We start from the raw sequence: 16,502 nt of genomic DNA, 5'->3' as shown, positions 1-16,502 counted from the left end.
CCGGCACCCGCGCCGGGGGGCCGGAGGGAGCGGTTCAGTCCTCGGCCACCAGAGTCGGCGTGGACGCGTGCAGCACCTCGCCGCGGAAGAGGGCCGGGCTGCAGCGCTGCATGACCAGCATCAGCACGAGGCCAGGCCCACGGCGATGACGAAGACCGAGCCGACGCCCGCGACCGAGCTGCCGCTGCCGTAGGCCGGGTCCCCTTCAGGCTCTGGAGGAAAACGGCACTCAGCATCAGCCCGCCGATGCCCGGGAGCATGCCCTTGACGAGCAGGTCACGGCCGGAGGCGGTGAGGTCGCGGCGGAAGCACCAGACGCAGGCGATGGCGGTGATTCTTCATGGACGCCCAGCGGCATCGGCTCCTGGGCGAGTTCTTCGACGCGCGAGAGCAGCCCTACGTCCTGGCCGACATCTTCAGGGACTACCAGTCGTGGCTGACGAACCAGGCGTGGTATCAGTTCGAAACGGCAGAGCCGGACCAGATCAACTGAGACAACATCCGGGATCCTCTCACCCAAGACCAGATCAACCGAGATTCCGAGCATCCCCACGTCTCAACTGATCTGGTCGCGGCAGGTCACAGAGCTGAGCCGGTGCCAGATCGTTTGAGACGGGACACCTGGGCTGGCCAACTACGAAGCTCAGTTCACAGCGGGACCCGCCGTCTCGGCATAGCCGAATTACTTGATGCTTGACGGGGATGGGGTGCCCAGAGCGCGGGGCGACCGCACAGACGTGCTCAATTGTTCCCAGGGCAGGCAGAGAGGGCGAAGTCCGGCTTCCCTGTGGTGCCGACACTCGGCTCAGCGGAGGAAGATCTTCCCGTGAGCCAACCCCTGCCGCGGCTGCCGAAGCCTAAGTTCTCTGTGATCCATGTCGAGGTCATCCGAGGGCGCCCCAAACCACGGCGCTCACGGTGCCAACCGGCTTCTGGCGGGTGTGGTGTCACGCAACAGATGACAACGGATGGTCCAAAGCCGCGCGTGCACACGCCTCGAACTCACGAATCCGCTCCCAAGTTACGTCGGACAACCCGGCGACGTCGGTCGGGCCGTCGCGGAGCAAGGACTGTACGGAACGAGAGACCGCCAGGGGGTGCCTCGGTGGGTACACGCCGGTCGCGCATGCCCAGGCGGTCATCGCGCGCACCGCCTGGTGAGCGGCACGGGCCACATCCTCGGGGCCCTCCACCAGGACCAGCGCCAGCGCCTTGCTCGTGGCTGGTCGCATCTCATCGACTCGCCTGCACAGCTCCGCCGCTTCTGGACCGGGGTGGTCGAGCATCCGGGCGGCGCGCCCTGGCTTTATCGAGCAGTTGTGGGTTCTGGCACACATTCCGTGAGGGCAGTGGTCAGGAGGGCGGGGAATCGGTGTCGTCCCACTTCCAGCCAGTTTGAGGGAACTGCTCTAGGAAGGCGGAGAGGGAGGTTGCCTGATGGATAGCGGATGACCAGTCCTCCGCGGAGACATCGAGTGTCACCAGAGGCGGGGTGTCCTGGCGAAAGTCATAGACAAGCAGCTCGCGGCTTCCGTCCCCACCGATGACGACGGCGCCGGGGAAGCGCTTCTGGAACTCACCAGCCTCATTGATGCCGATGAGCTCGGCCAGCGCGTCGATCACCAAGAAGTCGTCAGCTGGAAGAACGAACTGACTCAGACTCCCTGTAGTGCCCAGAAAGTCCCGGTAGTCCTGGGGAAAGCGGACTCCGAAGTGGTGCTCGACCTGCGCGATCTGGTCGTCGTTCGAACTCATGAAGCAGTTCTATCAAGAGCAACGCCCGCCTGGTGGCGGTCGCCTTGTGCCGCGGTGAGGAGGACACGCTTGCGGAGCAGGGGGAGCTTGGCCCGGCCGAACATCTGGCGTTTGATCATCTTGATGTGGTTGACGCGGCCCTCGACAGGGCCGGAGTTCCAGCGGGTACTCAGGCCCTGGACGACAGCGTCCCAGTCCTTCTCCAGACCGGTAGCGAACGCGTGCAGCCGGGGCAGGTCCGCAGTGCGGGTGGCGGTGATCCAGTCCTTGAGGTGCTGGCCGGATCGGGTTTGTAGGATCTCCGCGAAACCGCGGACGTGCGTGTGAAGGGCCTTCAGCTCCGGGCAGTGGGCAAGGATCGCGGCAAACTGCTCACCTTCCCCGTCGCTCAGGCGCTCAGGGTGTCGCATCATCCAGCCGGTGACCTGCCGGATGCCCGGTGGTGCGGGTGGGACGACGCGTATGCGGCGCCGCCGCCTGGGCCGCAGATAGTCGCTGATGATCTGGTAGCTGCCGCGGTAACCGAGGGCTTGGAGCTCAGTATGCAGCTGGATGGCGTTGGTGTGCCCTTCGGCCCAGCGCTTGTCCAGGTGAGCTTTGTAGGGGTCGAGCTGGCTGGGGCGGGGCTGGTGCCGTCCGCTCAGCAACTGTTCGGGGGCTGCTGCTCGGGCGTTGCGGCGGACGGTGTTGCCGCCCATGTGCAGTTCTCTGGCGATCTCCCGGATGCCGTGTCCCTGGGCCAATAGGGCATGGATGGTCGCGTGCCGCTCTCGGATGCGGGCTTCGATCGGCGACATCGCCTTCGTTGCATCCGTGCTGTCGCATTCGCTCGCCGGGCTATCAGGGCTGGTGACAGCTGTCTTGAGGCAGTTGCTGTGGAGTCGGATGGTGGCTTCGGCGGCGGTGCCGAGGTTCTGCCAGAGGTGGAACCGGTCGGCCACCTGGACCGCGTTCGGGGCGCCGGTGCGAGCGCCATCGGCGTAGGAGCCGGCTCGGTCACGGCAGATGATCTCGGCGCCGGGGTGTTCGCGTAGCCAGCTGGCGAGGGTCGAGGCGTCGCGGCCGGGGAGCAGGTCGAGAGGTTGGCGGGTCTCGCAGTCGATGAGAACGGTGCCGTAGTGGTGTCCGCGGCGAGTGGCGAAGTCGTCGACGCCCAGCACCTTGGGAACGGCCCAGAGCGGGTCAGGCATGGCCATGATCGCCCGTAGGAGTGTTGCCCGGCTCACCCTCGACTGCAGGGCAGCAGCAAGACGGGCCCCGGCCCGGCCGGCGAGGGCAACCGCAACGACCGCCAGGAGACGACGCGAAGCAGGAGTCCGTCTCCCGTACCTGAACGTCAGCCCCGTGACCTGCTCGACGAACGTACGACGCCCGCACTGGTCGTTGTCGCAGTACAGCCGCCGCACGGTCAGTTCGATCAGCACCGGTTGGTCACCGACCGGAGTGTCGGCCAGCCGACGCTCGTAGCGGCTGTGCACATGACTCGACGGAAGCGCACAGTCCGGGCAGGAAACGCTGCGATCGAGGGTTCTCGCAACGATGTGCACCACACCGCACTCCGTGAACACCCGCTCCACCAGAGCCGCTCTGAAGTGTGGAAACAGCACCGCTATGAGGTCATCACACCGCACCACGGTCCCAGATGACGCCACGTCACCGTGGCAGAACGCCGCTGATTGTCCTCACGGAATGTGTGTCAGAACCGAAGTAGTTCTGGCTCACTTTCCGTGGAGCAGACGGATGAGGCGATCGGTGTCCGCGACGGGACTCTGCTGCCCAAGTCCAGTCGGTCGCGATCCGGGCGAAGGTTCGATGATGGGTTCGTGGTGACAGATGCCGAGTGGGCTCGGATTCGCGGGGGCCTGCGCTTCGGGCAGGTCTTCGAGGGCACAGTCGTGAACGTTCCTCGACCCGGTGCCATCGGATCTTCGTGGACATCGGTCTGAGCGTCGGAGGCTTTGTCGACGTCCTGTTGCTGCCGGAACAGAGTGAAGATTGGCCAGCGGAAGGCACTGTTGGGGAGTTCGAGATCTGGTGGGCCGACAGCCGCCAGCAGATCCGGCTGAACCTTCCGATTCTCGGTATCTGCGTAACGATTTTGCAGACTTAGTTGAACGCTTCCGTCCCGGTTGGTTGTTCCGACGTGGGCTGTCCCGTTCGTGACCCCGGGCTCCCGTCCCTCGATGAGTTGCAGGCCCTACTTCGATCTGATGGACCGTCGGCCAACTCCCCGTGAGGTTTTGGTGAGTGGCCGACTGTCTTGGCGAGAGCTAGCTAGCGTGTGGCGAGCCGCTCCAGCAGGGCGGCGCTCCGTGCCAGCAACGCCCGCTCCTCATCCGTGAGTTCGGCTTCGATGGCCTGCGCGAGCCAACCGGCCCTCCGGCCGCGCTCCGCTTCGAGCGCGTCCCGGCCCGCGTCCGACAGCTCGACCAGCGACTTGCGGCCGTCCGTGGGGTGCGCCCGGCGCGTGATCAGGTTCTGTTCTATGAGCAGCCCCACCGCCCGGGCCATCGACTGGGGGCGTACGCGCTGATCGGCGGCGAGGTCGCTGGTGGTCATGGCGCCGTCGCGGTCGAGTGCACCGAGCACGGCGACCTGGCCCAGCGGGATGCGGCCCTCGTGTTTGACGCGTCGGGTGAGCTTGCTCATCGCGGTGCGCAGTTCGGCGGCGATGGCGGCGGCTTCCGAGGTGGGCATAGGGCACTTTACCCCGTTGGTCAGCAAAGCTGTGCACCTGACCTGCACAGCAATGCTGTACAGCAAAACTGAGCAGCATTGCTGTATGGTTTGGCGTTGTCGGGCTCAGCGCCAGCGTTGTCGCAGCCGGGGCCACGGCACACGACAACGGGAAGGAACTCCCATGTCTGTCAAGGCAGTCGGAACCGTCAACGCCGCCATCGAGACCGTCACCGCCCGCCGGATCATCGACAGCCGGGGCAACCCCACGGTCGAGGTCGACGTCGTCCTGGCGGACGGGTCCCTGGGGCGCGCAGCTGTCCCCTCCGGCGCCTCCACCGGTGCCCGAGAGGCCGTGGAACTGCGCGACGGAGACTCCGCGCGCTGGCACGGCAAGGGCGTCGACCGCGCGGTGGCGCACGTCAACGGGGAGATCGCGGCGTCCGTGCGCGGCCGGGACGCGGCGGACCAGGCGGGTCTCGACGCCGCGCTGGTCGCCCTCGACGGCACCGCCACGAAGTCTCGGCTCGGCGCCAACGCGATCCTCGGCGTCTCCCTCGCCGCCGCCAAGGCCGCCGCGGCGGCCCACCGCCAGCCCCTCTACCGCTACCTCGGCGGCGCCGACGCCCACCTCCTGCCGCTGCCGATGATGAACATCGTCAACGGCGGCGCCCACGCCGACAATCCGCTGGATTTCCAGGAGTTCATGATCGCGCCCGTGGGCGCGGACACCTTCGCCGAAGCCGTCCGCATGGGCAGCGAGGTCTTCCACACCCTGCGCCGCGATCTGCTGGCCGCCGGGCACTCCACGGGCGTCGGCGACGAGGGTGGCTTCGCGCCCGCGCTGCGTACCGCTGAGGAGGCGCTCGACTTCGTGATGACCGCCATCGAGCGCACCGGTTACCGCCCCGGCACGGACATCGGCCTGGTCATGGACCCGGCGTCGTCGGAGTTCTTCCGCGACGGGGTGTACGACTACGCGGGCGAGGGGGTGCGCCGCACCCCCTCCGAGCACGCCGACTACCTGGCCAAGCTCATCGACGCCTACCCGGTCGTCTCCATCGAGGACCCGATGGCGGAGAACGACCTGGACGGCTGGCGCGAGCTGACCGCCCGCGTCGGCGACCGCTGTCAGCTCACCGGCGACGACGTGTTCTGCACCAACGAGACGCTGCTGCGCGAGGGCATCCGCACCGGCGTCGGCAACTCGGTCCTGATCAAGGTCAATCAGATCGGGACCCTGACCGAGGCGCTGGCCGCGGTGGCCACGGCCCACCAGGCGGGCTGGACGGCTGTCATGTCGCACCGCTCGGGCGAGACGGAGGACACCACCATCGCGGATCTGGCGGTGGCGACCGGCTGCGGTCAGATCAAGACCGGCTCGCTCTCCCGCTCCGACCGCACGGCGAAGTACAACCAACTGATCCGGATCGAAGAGGAGTTGGGCGACTCGGCGCGCTTCGCGGGCCGCTCCGCACTGAGCTGAACCGGATTCCGTAGCGGCCCTGAAGCGGTTCCACGCGACGAAGATCGTCCACTGTTCGCGCTCCAACGCGGCCAGGGTCTCGTCCACAGGCCACACGAAGTACTCATCCGGGGCAACGGAGAAGTCCACGTCGTGGCACTGGAAGTAGTGAGGTACCCCATCGACGTCGACAGCCGCCGTCCTCTTCCGCGACGGCAGGCACCGCGCGCCCGAGGAACCCGCCCGCACACCCTGGCCGGTGGCGCTCACTCTCACCGCCGCCACGGCCCTCGGGCTGCTCCTCGGGTTCGCGCCCCAGCTCGTCCTGTCCATCGCCGGCGGTTAGCCGCGCACGTGCAGCCCGAAACCCGTGCGGTCCGCCGGCTCCAGTCCCTCCTTCAGGTGCAGCGAGGGGATCTCGTAGTCACCGAAGTTCTGCCGCCGGAACGCGATCGGCTCGGTCGACTCCAGGGTGAGCAGGCGCTGCTCCCAGGCCTTGGCGACGTCCGAGTAGTCCTCGCCGGTCATCCGGTCGGTGCCGTACAGCACGAACGGCGGGAGCACCTCGATGCCCGGGTAGTAGAGGATGCCGTGGTGGATCGGGAACAGCAGATCGTCGATGGGGCCGTTGATCCCGCGAGCGGCGTAATGCGACTCCGGGCCGCCGGCGGTCACCGACAGCAGAGCCTTCCTGCCCGCGAGGGTGCCTTCGCCGAAGCGCTCGCCGTACCTGGTGTCGCTGTGCTCGCCGACGCCGTACGCGAAGTGGTAGGTGAACACCCGGTCCACCCAGCCTTTGAGGATCGCGGGCATCGTGTACCACCACAGCGGGAACTGGAAGATGATCGTGTCGGCCCACAGCAGCTTCTCCTGCTCGGCGAGGACGTCCGGGGTGAGCGTCCCGGCGTCGAAGGCCCGGCCCGAGTCCAGGGCGACCTTCAGCGGACTTGAGGCGTCGGGGCCGTAGTCCGCGGCGTCCACGACCGCCTTCCAGTTCATCGCGTACAGATCGCTCACCCGTACCTCGTGCCCGGCGGTCTCCAATGTGGACACCGCGAGGTCCTTCAGCGAGCTGTTGAGCGACTTCGGCTCCGGGTGGGCGTAGACGATCAGCGTCTTCATGGGAACTCCTTCGGATCGGGTGCCTTCGATTCTGGGCGCCGCGGCGCCCGGCGTTCAGGGGCGCCTCTTCCATCGGACGGGACTTCCTGGTAATGGCAGGACCACCTTCACGGGCAGCACCGAGGCCATACTGGGGGCATGGACGATCTTGCGGGCTTCCTGCGGACCCGGCGTTCCCGGGTCGACCCGGCAGCCGTCGGCATCCCCACCGACAGCCGCCGCCGGGTCGAAGGGCTGCGCCGCGAAGAGGTCGCGCACCTGTCCGGAGTCAGCGTCGACTACTACGTACGCCTGGAGCAGGGCCGCTCGAACCAGCCCTCCGAGCAGGTCCTCGACGCGCTCGCCCGCGTCCTCGGCCTCGACGAGACCGAACGCGGGCACCTCTACCGGCTCGCCCGGCAGCGCCGCCGCCGCGCGAAGGCGCCGGGCGGGCGGGTCCGGCCGGAGCTGCTGCGCGTCCTCGACCTCACCGACGCACCCGCGCTGATCATGGACCACCGCCTGGACGTGCTCACCGGGAACCGCCTCGCCGGGCTCCTCTACGGCCGGCCGATGCCGGGCCTGAACACCGCCCGGCACATCTTCCTCGAGGAGGCCGAGCGCGGCCTATACGCGGACTGGGAGAAATGCACCCTCGACGTGGTCGGGCACCTACGCCTGGCGGCCGGCAAATACCCCGAGGACCCCCGCCTGGCCTCGCTCATCGGCGAGCTGGCGATGGGCAGCGAGCGCTTCCGCCGCCTCTGGGCCCGCGCGGACGTGCGCGCCCGCACACATGGACGCAAGGCGTACCGGCACCCGCTGGTCGGACTACTGGAACTGCACCAGGAGAACTTCGCACTACCGGACGAGTCAGGCATGGAGCTGCTGGTGCTGTCCGCGGCCCCCGGCAGCCCCTCCGAGGACGGGCTGCGTCTGCTCGCGGGCCTGGGCGCGGACAGCGGTGACGCGCATCCCACAGTGAACGCTCAGGTCCGCGAGTAACTCAACGACGACCACCCACCGCCGGGAGCGCCTCAACACTGAAGGCTTTCCGGTCCCCGGCCTACTTTGCGGCTGGTGAATCGTTTCTTACCCACACCCCAAGACGAACTCGCTACTGTGCTTGGCGGTCGGCCTCCCTTGGGGTCGTAGACCCGCGGTGGAGTCGGCCGCGCCTGACGCGGTCGGAATGGCGCCGGCCGAGGATCTCGACGGGCAGGTCACTCAGCAGGTGGTCGATGCGGGGTGCGTCGTATCCGGCGTCCAGCACGACCAGGAGCTTGGGATCGCCGGCTTCCACTGGCTGGCGGCGACGAGCCGCTCGACGACCTCCCGGATCTGGACCGTGGTCACCGCAGCGACATCGGCTCCCGGCTCCCGGCGGACCGCGTCCAACACCGCCGTCCGAGAGGTGCGACCGCGCTGGCGCCTGCCAACAGACCACTGTCACTCGCCCGTGCGCTCCGCGGGCGTGTCGATGTACTTGTCCAGCAAGCCGTTGATGAACTCCACCCCCCAAGGCGTGTGTGTGCGGAGAGGTCGGAAGGTGACTCGCCGAACCACAAAACGGCCTCTGGGTTGCGCCTGGCCCCATCGAGCCACATGCGTATCCTGCGGAGTCGCCCTCCACTCAGCCGGACAACAGCCTGCTGCACATGTCCACACTCGACGCCCACGTAGAGATCAAGAAGTGACAAGGCGCTCGCAACCTCGTCGTCCGCAAACGTTGCGCTACAGAGCTGACGTGTTACAGATGACGCGGCCATGGCTGAAGATCAAGGTCACCGCGGAGCGGAGCTTCGCCTGGACGAGAGTGTGGCGTCGAGGTAGTCCGTCCAGACGTGCGTGACGCCGGTCTGGTCGCCATGCCCAGTCGTCTCGACCCGGCAGTACGTGGTGTCCGAGTCGGTCTTCTGGCACTGACTGGCGGCAGACGCCGGCCGACAAGGGTGAACAGGTCGGTCAGTTCGCCCTCGACCGGTGCCAGGAATCGGGCAAGAGCCGCTGCTTCGGCGGGCGGTCGGAGCTGCACCCGTTCGTGCCATCCCGCGTACGAGTGCCGCTCGGGTCGCTGCAGAACCCGCAGACTCTGCTGCGTCTCCGCGAGTGGGCCCCGTTCCGTCAGCCGAATCCGGACGAGGTCGTCCGGGGTGCATCGCACGCGCAGCATCGTCCCCCTGGCCCGGATGCCACCCAGTAGCGTGCGCCTGGACCAGGCCGCATACGACCAGACGTCCTCACCGAGGTCGCCGGCGACGATCCCGTGATCTGGCGGAGGCTGTGACGAGGGCCGCTGACCGTTGGCCCGCCCGGTTCGAGGTCAGGGGCCGAGGACGTCCCGCAATTGGGCGCGTCCCGTGATGCCGAGCTTCGGGAAGATCTTGTGCAGGTGGAAGCCGATGGTGCGAGGGGACAGATAGAGCCGGGCGCCTATGTCCCGGTTCGTCAGTCCCTCCGCGGCCAGTTGGGCGATCTGCAGCTCCTGCGGCGTCAGGCCGGCCACGGCCTCCGGGGCGGCGGAGGCCGCCACGGTCACGCCGGCCGCGCGGAGTTCGGCGGTGGCGCGCTCGATCCACGGGCGGGCGTCGAGCCGTTCGAAGACCTCCAGGGCGGTGGCGAGCAGGGGGCGTGCCTCCGCGGCCCGTCGGCGGCGTCGCAGCCACTCGGCGAAGTCCAGTTGTGTGAGGGCGCGTTCGAAGGGCCAGCGCGCGCCCGCGGGGTCGGCGAGCGCCGAAAGGAAGTGCGGCTCGGCGTCGTCGGGCCGGCTCAGCAGGGCCGTGGCACGGTGCACGATCGCGTCCAGGCGGCTGGAGCGGGGCGTGCCCAGGTGGTCCTCGACGGCTCGGAGCACGGCGCGCGCGTCGTCCGCCCGGCCGACGCGCACGGCGGCCGCGGCGAGGTCGGCGAGGTAGTAGTGCGAAGCGTGGTGGTGCAGGGGGACGGGAGGGGAATCCTGCGTGAAGACGCGGCGGAGGTGCTCGTACGCCGCCCTGTGGTCGCCTTCCGCGAGCGCCGCCATGCCGAGCGCCTGGCAGTGACGGACGTACAGACTGCGGGACTTGCTCAGCTCGATGTCGCGGACGGCCTCGGCGGCCCGCTCCCGCGCGCCGGTGTGGTCGCCGCGGACGGCACGCAACGTGGCCTGGAGGATCGGTGCCCCCACGGCGACGTTCTCCGCCCCCGCTTCCGCGGCCAGGCAGTAGGCATCCTCGGCCGCGGACCCGGCTGCCGTCCATGCTCCGCTGTCGAACAGGGCGAGGGCGAGAGCCTGGGTGACCGTGCAGTTGGTGCCAGCCGTGGCGGCCGGGCGAAAGTGGTCCATGGCCCGGCCGAGAAGACGTACGGACAGGTCGGTCTCGTCGAGGATCCAGGCGGTGGCGCCGAGCATGGTGAGGTCGCCGAGCGTGGTGGGATCCGAGACCGGGCCTTCCCACGAGGGGCGCGCCACGTCGCGCAGGCGCTTCAGTGCCTTCTCCCGCTCCGTGAAGGGGCGGGCGACCGCCTCTGCCCACAGCCTGTCGCTCCGGTCCGGCTGCAGGGGGATCAGGTCACCGACGCGCTGGAGTTCGGCGCGGTAGACGGGGTCACCGGAGTTGTAGGCCGGGGTCGCCGCCGTTCCCAGCGCGTCCAGCGCCAGGACGGGAGCCGCGGTGGCCATGGATTCGGCCACGGGCAGCAGGAATCCGAGCGCCTCCTCATGGCGGAGGGTGACGGACAGCGACCAACCGCCGCACAGGGACGCCTCGGCGAGCAGTTGGGGATCGTGCGTCAGGGTGCCCACACGGACCGCGATCTCGCCGACCCACTGGGGGTATCCGGCGAACATGGCGGAGACGGCGGCGGCGAGCAGGCGTCCGGCGCGACGCTCCGCGTCCGGGGTGAGTTCGGCCGCTCGTTCCAGCGCGGTGGCCGCGGCCGCGTATCCGCCGCGCCGCCGGGAGCGCTCGGCACTCTCCGCCAGGGCGTCGGCGACCTCCTGGTCCGGCCCGAAAGCGGCCGCGGCGAGGTGCCAGGCCCGACGGTCGGGTTCGTGTGCGAGCGCGGCGGCGAGTGCGAGATGGGCCTCACGGCGGTCGGCGAAGGAGGCGGCCTGGTGGATCGCGAAGCGGATCAGCGGATGGCGCAGTCGGACGTCGCCGTTCTCGACCCGTACGAGCCCTGCCTCCTCGGCGGGCCGCCAGACCTCGGGATCGTCCAGGCCCGGGACAGCGTGCAGGACATCGGAGAGCCGGTCCGTGCCGGCGGCTGCCGCCAGGAGCAGCGCATGCCGGGTCTCCGGCGGAAGGCCGGGCAGGTCGGCTGCGAACAGTCGCTCGAGCCGGGTAGTGAGAGGGAGGGCGTCGATCGCACCGGGCCTCTGGAGGCCCGGCCCCTTGGCGAACGCCCGAGCGAGTTCGATGAGTGCGAGCGGGTTCCCGGCGGCCTGTTCGATGATCTGGGCCCGGGCCTTGCCTCGCGGCGGATGCGGTTGCTCGTCCAGCAGAAGGCCCGCCTCCGCCCGGTCGAGGGGGCCGGTCGGCAGATGGGGAAAGTCGCGGTCGAAGCGCGCCGGCACCGACTCGTCCCGTGCCGCGAGCAGCAGGGCCATCCGTTCGCCCTCGAGACGCCTGGCGACGAACGCCAGCACGTCCAGTGAGCCGACGTCCAGCCATTGGGCGTCGTCGACGACGATGAGCAGGGGCCGTTCCGTCGCCGCCTCCGAGAGGAGGGTGAGCACGCCGGATCTGATCACGAGCGGCTCCGGGATCTGCTGTCCGTCGCCGTCGTCCGTGCCGAATGCGTGCCGTAGGGCATCGCGCTGACGCGTCGGCAGCCGGTCGATGTCTCGGAGAACGGGGCGCAGCAGTTGGTGCACTCCCGCGAAGTCGAGGCCTTGCTCGCCCTCGCAGCCACGTACGCGGAGTACTCGCCGGCCTCGTGCCGCGGCCACGTCGGCGGCGTGGTCCAGCAGGGTGCTCTTGCCGGCGCCCGGCTGACCGGTCAGCACGAGCACCTTCGAGCCGGGGCCGTCCGCGGCGTCGACGAGTCTGCCGATCCACTCCCGTTCGCGAGCCCTGCCCCGGATGCCCCGCGTGCGTGCCTCTACGGCGCCGACGTCCATGCTCTCCCTTGTCCCGCCCCCACGGCCGCCCCGGACCGCCCAGTGGACGGGGTCAGCCGTGAAATACCTGTTCACAGCGTTGGCGCCATCATGCCAGGCGCTCTTCCGCCATGACTGGTCACATGACAGAAGCGGCCTGTTCGCCCTCCTGGCAGCATCCCCTCAGGGGCGGGAAGAAAGCCGCCTCGCACGAGAAGTCGGAGTGCGATGACGGAGTTCGAAGCGGGACGCGCGGCTGTGCCGATCGGCCGTGAGGAGGAAATCGACCGGATCCTGCGGTGCCTTGATGTGCGTTCCGGTGCGCAGGGTCTGCTCGTGCTCGGGGAGACCGGCACCGGCAGGTCCCTGCTGCTGCGATTCGCCGAGGAGTCGGCTGCGGCGCGCGGGTCCCGGGTCCTGTCGGCGCGGGGCTGGGGCGGGGAGGAACCGGCGCCCTTCGCCTCGCTGTACCGGCTGCTTCTGCCGGTGTTGGACGTGCCGGGCATGTTTCCGAAGGACCGGTGGCCGGTGCTGCGTACCGCATTCGAGCCGGGTGCGGGAGCCGGGCCGCAGGAACGACGTGCGCTGTGTGCCGTCACGCTGGCACTCCTGACCCGCCTCGCCCGGACGAACCCGCTGCTGGTGGCGGTGCACGACGCCCAGGACTGCGACGACGCCTCCTTGGATGTCTTGTTCTCCGTACGGCGGCAGCTCACGGACCAGGCGGTGACCATGCTGTTCACCGCACACGGCGAAGGTCCCCCGTCCGGAGTCCCGGCGGATCTTCCCGTCCTGAGGCTCGGGCCGTTGTCCCCTGGGGCAGCAGCCCGGCTGCTGGACGCGCAGCCCGACGCGCCTCGGGGGCGGCTCCGGCTGGACCTGCTCCGGCAGGCGGAGGGTAATCCGCTGGCGATCGTCGACCTGCACCGGGCCTCACGCGTCGGTGCCGGGTCGGGTTCCGCCCCGCAGGTGTTCGCGTCGCGTCTGGATGTTCTCCCGGAGGACACGCAGCGCGCGTTGTTCTACGCCTCGGCCGCGCTGCGGGAGGAGGAACTCCGCATCGTGATGGCCGCCTTGGGCACCGACGACCTCACCGTGTGGACCCCGGCGGAGGAGGCCGGCCTGATCGGCATCGCCGACGGCCGCCTCGCGTTCGGTCACCCGCTGGTGCGTGCGGCGGCTTTCCACCGGCAGCCCGCGAAGCTGCGGCAGCGGGCTCACCGGGACCTGGCGGCGGCAGCGGGCCAGAGTCCGGCGTACCGGGCCTGGCATCTGGCCGCTGCCGCGATCGGCCCCGACGAGGTGGTGGCCTCGGCCCTGGAGCGGGCGACTGCCGTCCACGCCGCGCGCGCGGGAGACCACTTTGCCTCGGCGGAGGCACTGGAGCAGGCGGCACGGCTCAGCGGGAACGACCTGGACCGGGCCCGCCGCCTCGCCGCGGCCATGACGGCGGCGAGCACTCTCGGGGATCCGGAGTGGGTGCGCGACCTGTACGCGGAGTTCTCCCGGGTCGACCGCGACCCGGACCTGCGATGCACCGCGGCCTGTGCCATGGCCGCCGCGCTGTCGCTGCTCTCGTTCCAGCGGGAAGCCTTCGGGCTCCTGCTGGACATGTGGCGGCACTCTCCCCCACGCACCGCTACCACCTCGTTCGCGCTCACGGCGCTCGCGGCGGCGATCACCCACCAGTCCGGTCTGCCTGAGCATCGCAAGGAGTTGCCGCGCCTGCTCGACCACGCACGCCGACTGGCCCGGGCGACACCCGGGTCGGGGGACGACGGTGACGAGCACTCCGGGCGCGTCACACCCGCCGGACGCACCGAACCCGTGGGCCCGTGCGAGTTCCCCAGGCTCACCGGGCCCGGAGTCCTGGCGGCCCTGGAAGCCTATGTGTCGGTCGGTCTCGATGCCGACGCCCACGGCGGCAGCACGGCCCGCCGGGTGCCCGTCCCGCCGTCCGGACCGCTCGACGGACCGCTCGACGGACCGCTCGACGGACCGATTCCACCGACCCGGCTGCTGACCCACGCCTCGGTGGCGTACTACACCGACGAGTCGGAGCAGTGCGCGGAGATGTACCGGCAGGCGAGCACGCTGCACGGCGCCCGCGGGGCGTGGGGCTCGCGGGTGTGGACGCTTGCGAACCACGTGGACACCCTCATCGCCATGGGCCGATGGCCGCAGGCCCAGGCCCTGATCGAAGAAGGGCGCTCCGACGCGGTCGTCCACCGGTTGCCCCGTGTCGACATGGACCTCGAGGCGCTGGAGGTGACTCTGCGCGCACTGCGCGGCGACAGCCTGCCGGACATCCCGTTCACCAGCCCCCACTGGCGCTCCGTCAACCTCGCCGAGAACCACGCCACTCGGGCCAGAATGCTGCGCGCCAGCGGCCTCCACGCGCTGGCCCTGGGGGACGCCGAGCGCGCGTTCCGCCACTTCAGGTCCCTGTTCGGCGAAGACGGATCGCCGCTCGTCCCCTTCCTGTCTCCACGCTCCGTCGGCGAACTGGCCGCCGCCGCACAGCGCGTCGGCCGGAAGGAGGAGGCGGCACGCGTCCTCGGCGCGCTGCGGGCGGGCCTGGGCGAGAGGCCGACCACCCGCATGACGCTCCTGATGCACCACGCGACGGCGCTTGTCGACGAGGTAGCGGACCCCGAGCACCACTTCCGGCTGGGTCTGGTCAACCCCGAGGGCGACACCTGGCCGATGGAACGGGCACAGGCCCGTCTGCACTACGCGATCTGGCTACGCAGGCGCCGGAGGCCCCTGGAGGCCCGCGCCCAGCTGACCGCGGTCCTCGAGGTGGCGGCCCGGCTCGACGCCCGGGCGCTCGCGGACGCGGCCCGCGGCGAGCTGCGCGCGACGGGTGTCGCCGACGCCTCCGCTTCCACCTCGGCCGAGCGGCTGACTGAGCTGACCGCCCAGCAGCAACAGATAGCGCGGCTCGCCGCGGTCGGCCTGTCGAACCGCGAGATCGGCGATCGGCTGTTCCTGTCGCCGCGTACGGTGGGCTCGCACCTCTACAACGTCTATCCCAAGCTCGGCATCAGCAGCCGCCATCAACTTCGTGACCTCCTGCACGATGTCTGACGTGCGAACGACCACCACCCAGAGGGGCCCGAGCGAGAGGCGAACGAATGCGGCCGGAGCCTGACCGGGAGGCGCGCGCCGAGCAGCCGCGGCCGGTGATCCTCGATCCTCTGGTGCAGCGGCTCGTCGACGCCTCGGCGACACCGCCCTTCCTCCACGAGCTGGAACCGGAGACCGCGCGCCAGGCGTTGCAAGAGGCCCAGGGCGATCGGATCGACGACTTCGACGTGGACGCCACCTTCCATGCGGCGCCCGTGGGGCCCACCGGTCTGGTGGGCTTCTGGGTCTTCCGGCCGACCGGTGTCACGGGCCGGCCCCCGACCATGCTCTACCTCCACGGGGGCCGCTGGATGCTGGGCGACGCGCAGACACACGCATGGCTCGTCAGCGAGCTGGTGCGCGAAGCCGGTGTCGCGGCCGTCGTTCCCGAGTACAGCCGCACGCCCGAGAGTCGCTATCCGGTCGCCCTCGAAGAGTGCTACGCCCTGCTGACCTGGACGGTCGGACAGGCCGAGCCGCTCGGACTCGACACCGACCGGCTCGCGGTCGCCGGCGACTGCGCCGGGGCCACCCTCGCCACGGCGCTCACGCTGCTGGCGCGGGAGCGCGGGGGTCCGGAAATCCGCGCCCAGCTGCTGTACTACCCACTGACCGACGCCCGTTGTGACAGCCCGTCGCAACGGCTCTTCGCCACGGGATATCAGCTCACCCGGGGTGCCGTCCGGTCCTACTGGCGGGAGTACGTGGTCGATCCCCGCCAGCGGGACGAGCCGACCGCGGCCCCGCTGCGTGCGAGTACGGCCGCGCTGGCGGGGCTGCCGCCGGCGCTGGTCGTGACGGCGGAGGCCGACGTCACCCGGGACGAAGCGGAGGAGTACGCGGCCCGGCTACGCCGGGCCGGTGTCGCCGCGACCGCGGCGCGATTCCAGGGCACGGTCCACGACTTCGTGTCGTTGACCGCTCTGCGCAACAGCCCGCCGACACTTGCGGCGGTGCGGCTCGGCGGCAGGTTCCTGCGCGCTCGCCTGAGGTGAGGGCGGCCGAGGAAGGCCGAGGGCGCCGGGCGCGTCCCTGCCGACGCACCCGGCGGGGACCGGCCCGGCGCGCCGTCGCAGGAACCTGAGCGGGAGTACTGAACACAGCACCAGTCGGGTGACTGATGGCACCGACGGCAGGCGGTCCGAGACTGGACGCGGGAGACAGTCGCGTCCCGTCGGAGGTCCCGTGAGCCTCGTGTGAGGCACAGCCGTCGTGCCCGGCCGTCGTATGACGTCCTCGTCGCACCGCCGCCCTCACAACAGCCCGCCCCTCCGCCGTCGGTCCGCGGCGTCC

At 70.0% G+C, this 16,502-nt stretch carries 11 protein-coding genes and 2 pseudogenes; 6 read left to right on the top strand and 7 right to left on the bottom strand.

Annotated features, from left to right (window positions below; all coding sequences use genetic code 11):
• Nucleotides 1-34 precede the first annotated feature (34 nt).
• Nucleotides 35-335, bottom strand: a pseudogene (locus ACFT7S_RS07665) (amino acid transporter); the annotation flags it as partial.
• A 5-nt stretch (nt 336-340) separates the two neighbouring features.
• On the opposite strand from ACFT7S_RS07665, the gene ACFT7S_RS07660 reads away from it, so the two are divergent.
• The gene (locus ACFT7S_RS07660) at nt 341-493 is read left to right on the top strand and encodes a hypothetical protein (protein ID WP_382728358.1); all 153 of its coding nucleotides are present in this window, start codon (nt 341-343) and stop codon (nt 491-493) included.
• 860 nt (nt 494-1,353) lie between these two features.
• Here ACFT7S_RS07660 and ACFT7S_RS07655 read toward each other — a convergent pair.
• Both ACFT7S_RS07655 and ACFT7S_RS07650 read right to left on the bottom strand, forming a co-directional pair.
• Nucleotides 1,354-1,755 (bottom strand): SMI1/KNR4 family protein, encoded by a 402-nt coding sequence (locus ACFT7S_RS07655; protein WP_382728355.1) that lies wholly within the window; start codon nt 1,753-1,755, stop codon nt 1,354-1,356.
• The gene (locus ACFT7S_RS07650) at nt 1,752-3,305 is read right to left on the bottom strand and encodes an ISL3 family transposase (RefSeq protein WP_382728353.1); all 1,554 of its coding nucleotides are present in this window, start codon (nt 3,303-3,305) and stop codon (nt 1,752-1,754) included. Before ACFT7S_RS07650 ends, ACFT7S_RS07655 begins: the two co-directional genes overlap by 4 nt.
• A 380-nt stretch (nt 3,306-3,685) precedes the next feature.
• On the opposite strand from ACFT7S_RS07650, the gene ACFT7S_RS07645 reads away from it, so the two are divergent.
• Complete coding sequence (locus tag ACFT7S_RS07645; RefSeq protein ID WP_382728350.1) at nt 3,686-3,865, top strand: hypothetical protein; 180 nt, start codon at nt 3,686-3,688, stop codon at nt 3,863-3,865.
• 164 nt (nt 3,866-4,029) lie between these two features.
• On the opposite strand, the gene ACFT7S_RS07640 is transcribed toward ACFT7S_RS07645, so the two are convergent.
• Nucleotides 4,030-4,452, bottom strand: a complete 423-nt coding sequence (locus ACFT7S_RS07640) for a MarR family winged helix-turn-helix transcriptional regulator (protein ID WP_382728347.1) — start codon at nt 4,450-4,452, stop codon at nt 4,030-4,032.
• A gap of 163 nt (nt 4,453-4,615) precedes the next feature.
• On the opposite strand from ACFT7S_RS07640, the gene eno reads away from it, so the two are divergent.
• Nucleotides 4,616-5,917 carry a phosphopyruvate hydratase gene (gene eno, locus ACFT7S_RS07635; RefSeq protein WP_382728344.1) on the top strand — a complete coding sequence of 434 codons (1,302 nt, stop codon included), beginning with the start codon at nt 4,616-4,618 and terminating at the stop codon, nt 5,915-5,917.
• Nucleotides 5,918-6,238: 321 nt separating this feature from the next.
• On the opposite strand, the gene ACFT7S_RS07630 is transcribed toward eno, so the two are convergent.
• Complete coding sequence (locus ACFT7S_RS07630) at nt 6,239-7,018, bottom strand: NAD(P)H-dependent oxidoreductase (protein WP_382728341.1); 780 nt, start codon at nt 7,016-7,018, stop codon at nt 6,239-6,241.
• Between the two features lie 138 nt (nt 7,019-7,156).
• Here ACFT7S_RS07630 and ACFT7S_RS07625 point away from each other — a divergent pair, with 138 nt between their 5' ends.
• Nucleotides 7,157-8,002 (top strand): helix-turn-helix transcriptional regulator, encoded by an 846-nt coding sequence (locus ACFT7S_RS07625; protein WP_382728339.1) that lies wholly within the window; start codon nt 7,157-7,159, stop codon nt 8,000-8,002.
• 96 nt (nt 8,003-8,098) lie between these two features.
• Here ACFT7S_RS07625 and ACFT7S_RS07620 read toward each other — a convergent pair.
• Both ACFT7S_RS07620 and ACFT7S_RS07615 read right to left on the bottom strand, forming a co-directional pair.
• Nucleotides 8,099-8,422: pseudogene (locus tag ACFT7S_RS07620) on the bottom strand (transposase); the annotation flags it as partial.
• Nucleotides 8,423-9,320: 898 nt separating this feature from the next.
• Nucleotides 9,321-12,101 (bottom strand): AAA family ATPase, encoded by a 2,781-nt coding sequence (locus ACFT7S_RS07615; RefSeq protein ID WP_382728337.1) that lies wholly within the window; start codon nt 12,099-12,101, stop codon nt 9,321-9,323.
• Between the two features lie 207 nt (nt 12,102-12,308).
• Here ACFT7S_RS07615 and ACFT7S_RS07610 point away from each other — a divergent pair, with 207 nt between their 5' ends.
• Both ACFT7S_RS07610 and ACFT7S_RS07605 read left to right on the top strand, forming a co-directional pair.
• Nucleotides 12,309-15,170 carry an AAA family ATPase gene (locus ACFT7S_RS07610; RefSeq protein WP_382728334.1) on the top strand — a complete coding sequence of 954 codons (2,862 nt, stop codon included), beginning with the start codon at nt 12,309-12,311 and terminating at the stop codon, nt 15,168-15,170.
• A 47-nt stretch (nt 15,171-15,217) separates the two neighbouring features.
• Entirely contained in the window at nt 15,218-16,204 is a 987-nt protein-coding gene (locus ACFT7S_RS07605; RefSeq protein ID WP_382728331.1) for an alpha/beta hydrolase, read from the top strand.
• Nucleotides 16,205-16,502: the final 298 nt, after the last annotated feature.

The organism is Streptomyces sp. NPDC057136, assembly GCF_042670885.1.
In the GTDB taxonomy this organism is placed as follows: Bacteria; Actinomycetota; Actinomycetes; order Streptomycetales; family Streptomycetaceae; genus Streptomyces.
This window is presented reverse-complemented; position numbering and strand designations above follow the sequence as displayed.

Excerpts from the sequence above, each read along its gene's own strand:
- ACFT7S_RS07660 (WP_382728358.1), top strand. The coding sequence starts at position 341 with ATGGACGCCCAGCGGCATCGGCTCCTGGGCGAGTTCTTCGACGCGCGA.
- ACFT7S_RS07655 (WP_382728355.1), bottom strand. The coding sequence starts at position 1,755 with ATGAGTTCGAACGACGACCAGATCGCGCAGGTCGAGCACCACTTCGGA.
- ACFT7S_RS07640 (WP_382728347.1), bottom strand. The coding sequence starts at position 4,452 with ATGCCCACCTCGGAAGCCGCCGCCATCGCCGCCGAACTGCGCACCGCG.
- eno (WP_382728344.1), top strand. The coding sequence starts at position 4,616 with ATGTCTGTCAAGGCAGTCGGAACCGTCAACGCCGCCATCGAGACCGTC.
- ACFT7S_RS07630 (WP_382728341.1), bottom strand. The coding sequence starts at position 7,018 with ATGAAGACGCTGATCGTCTACGCCCACCCGGAGCCGAAGTCGCTCAAC.
- ACFT7S_RS07625 (WP_382728339.1), top strand. The coding sequence starts at position 7,157 with ATGGACGATCTTGCGGGCTTCCTGCGGACCCGGCGTTCCCGGGTCGAC.
- ACFT7S_RS07615 (WP_382728337.1), bottom strand. The coding sequence starts at position 12,101 with ATGGACGTCGGCGCCGTAGAGGCACGCACGCGGGGCATCCGGGGCAGG.
- ACFT7S_RS07610 (WP_382728334.1), top strand. The coding sequence starts at position 12,309 with ATGACGGAGTTCGAAGCGGGACGCGCGGCTGTGCCGATCGGCCGTGAG.
- ACFT7S_RS07605 (WP_382728331.1), top strand. The coding sequence starts at position 15,218 with ATGCGGCCGGAGCCTGACCGGGAGGCGCGCGCCGAGCAGCCGCGGCCG.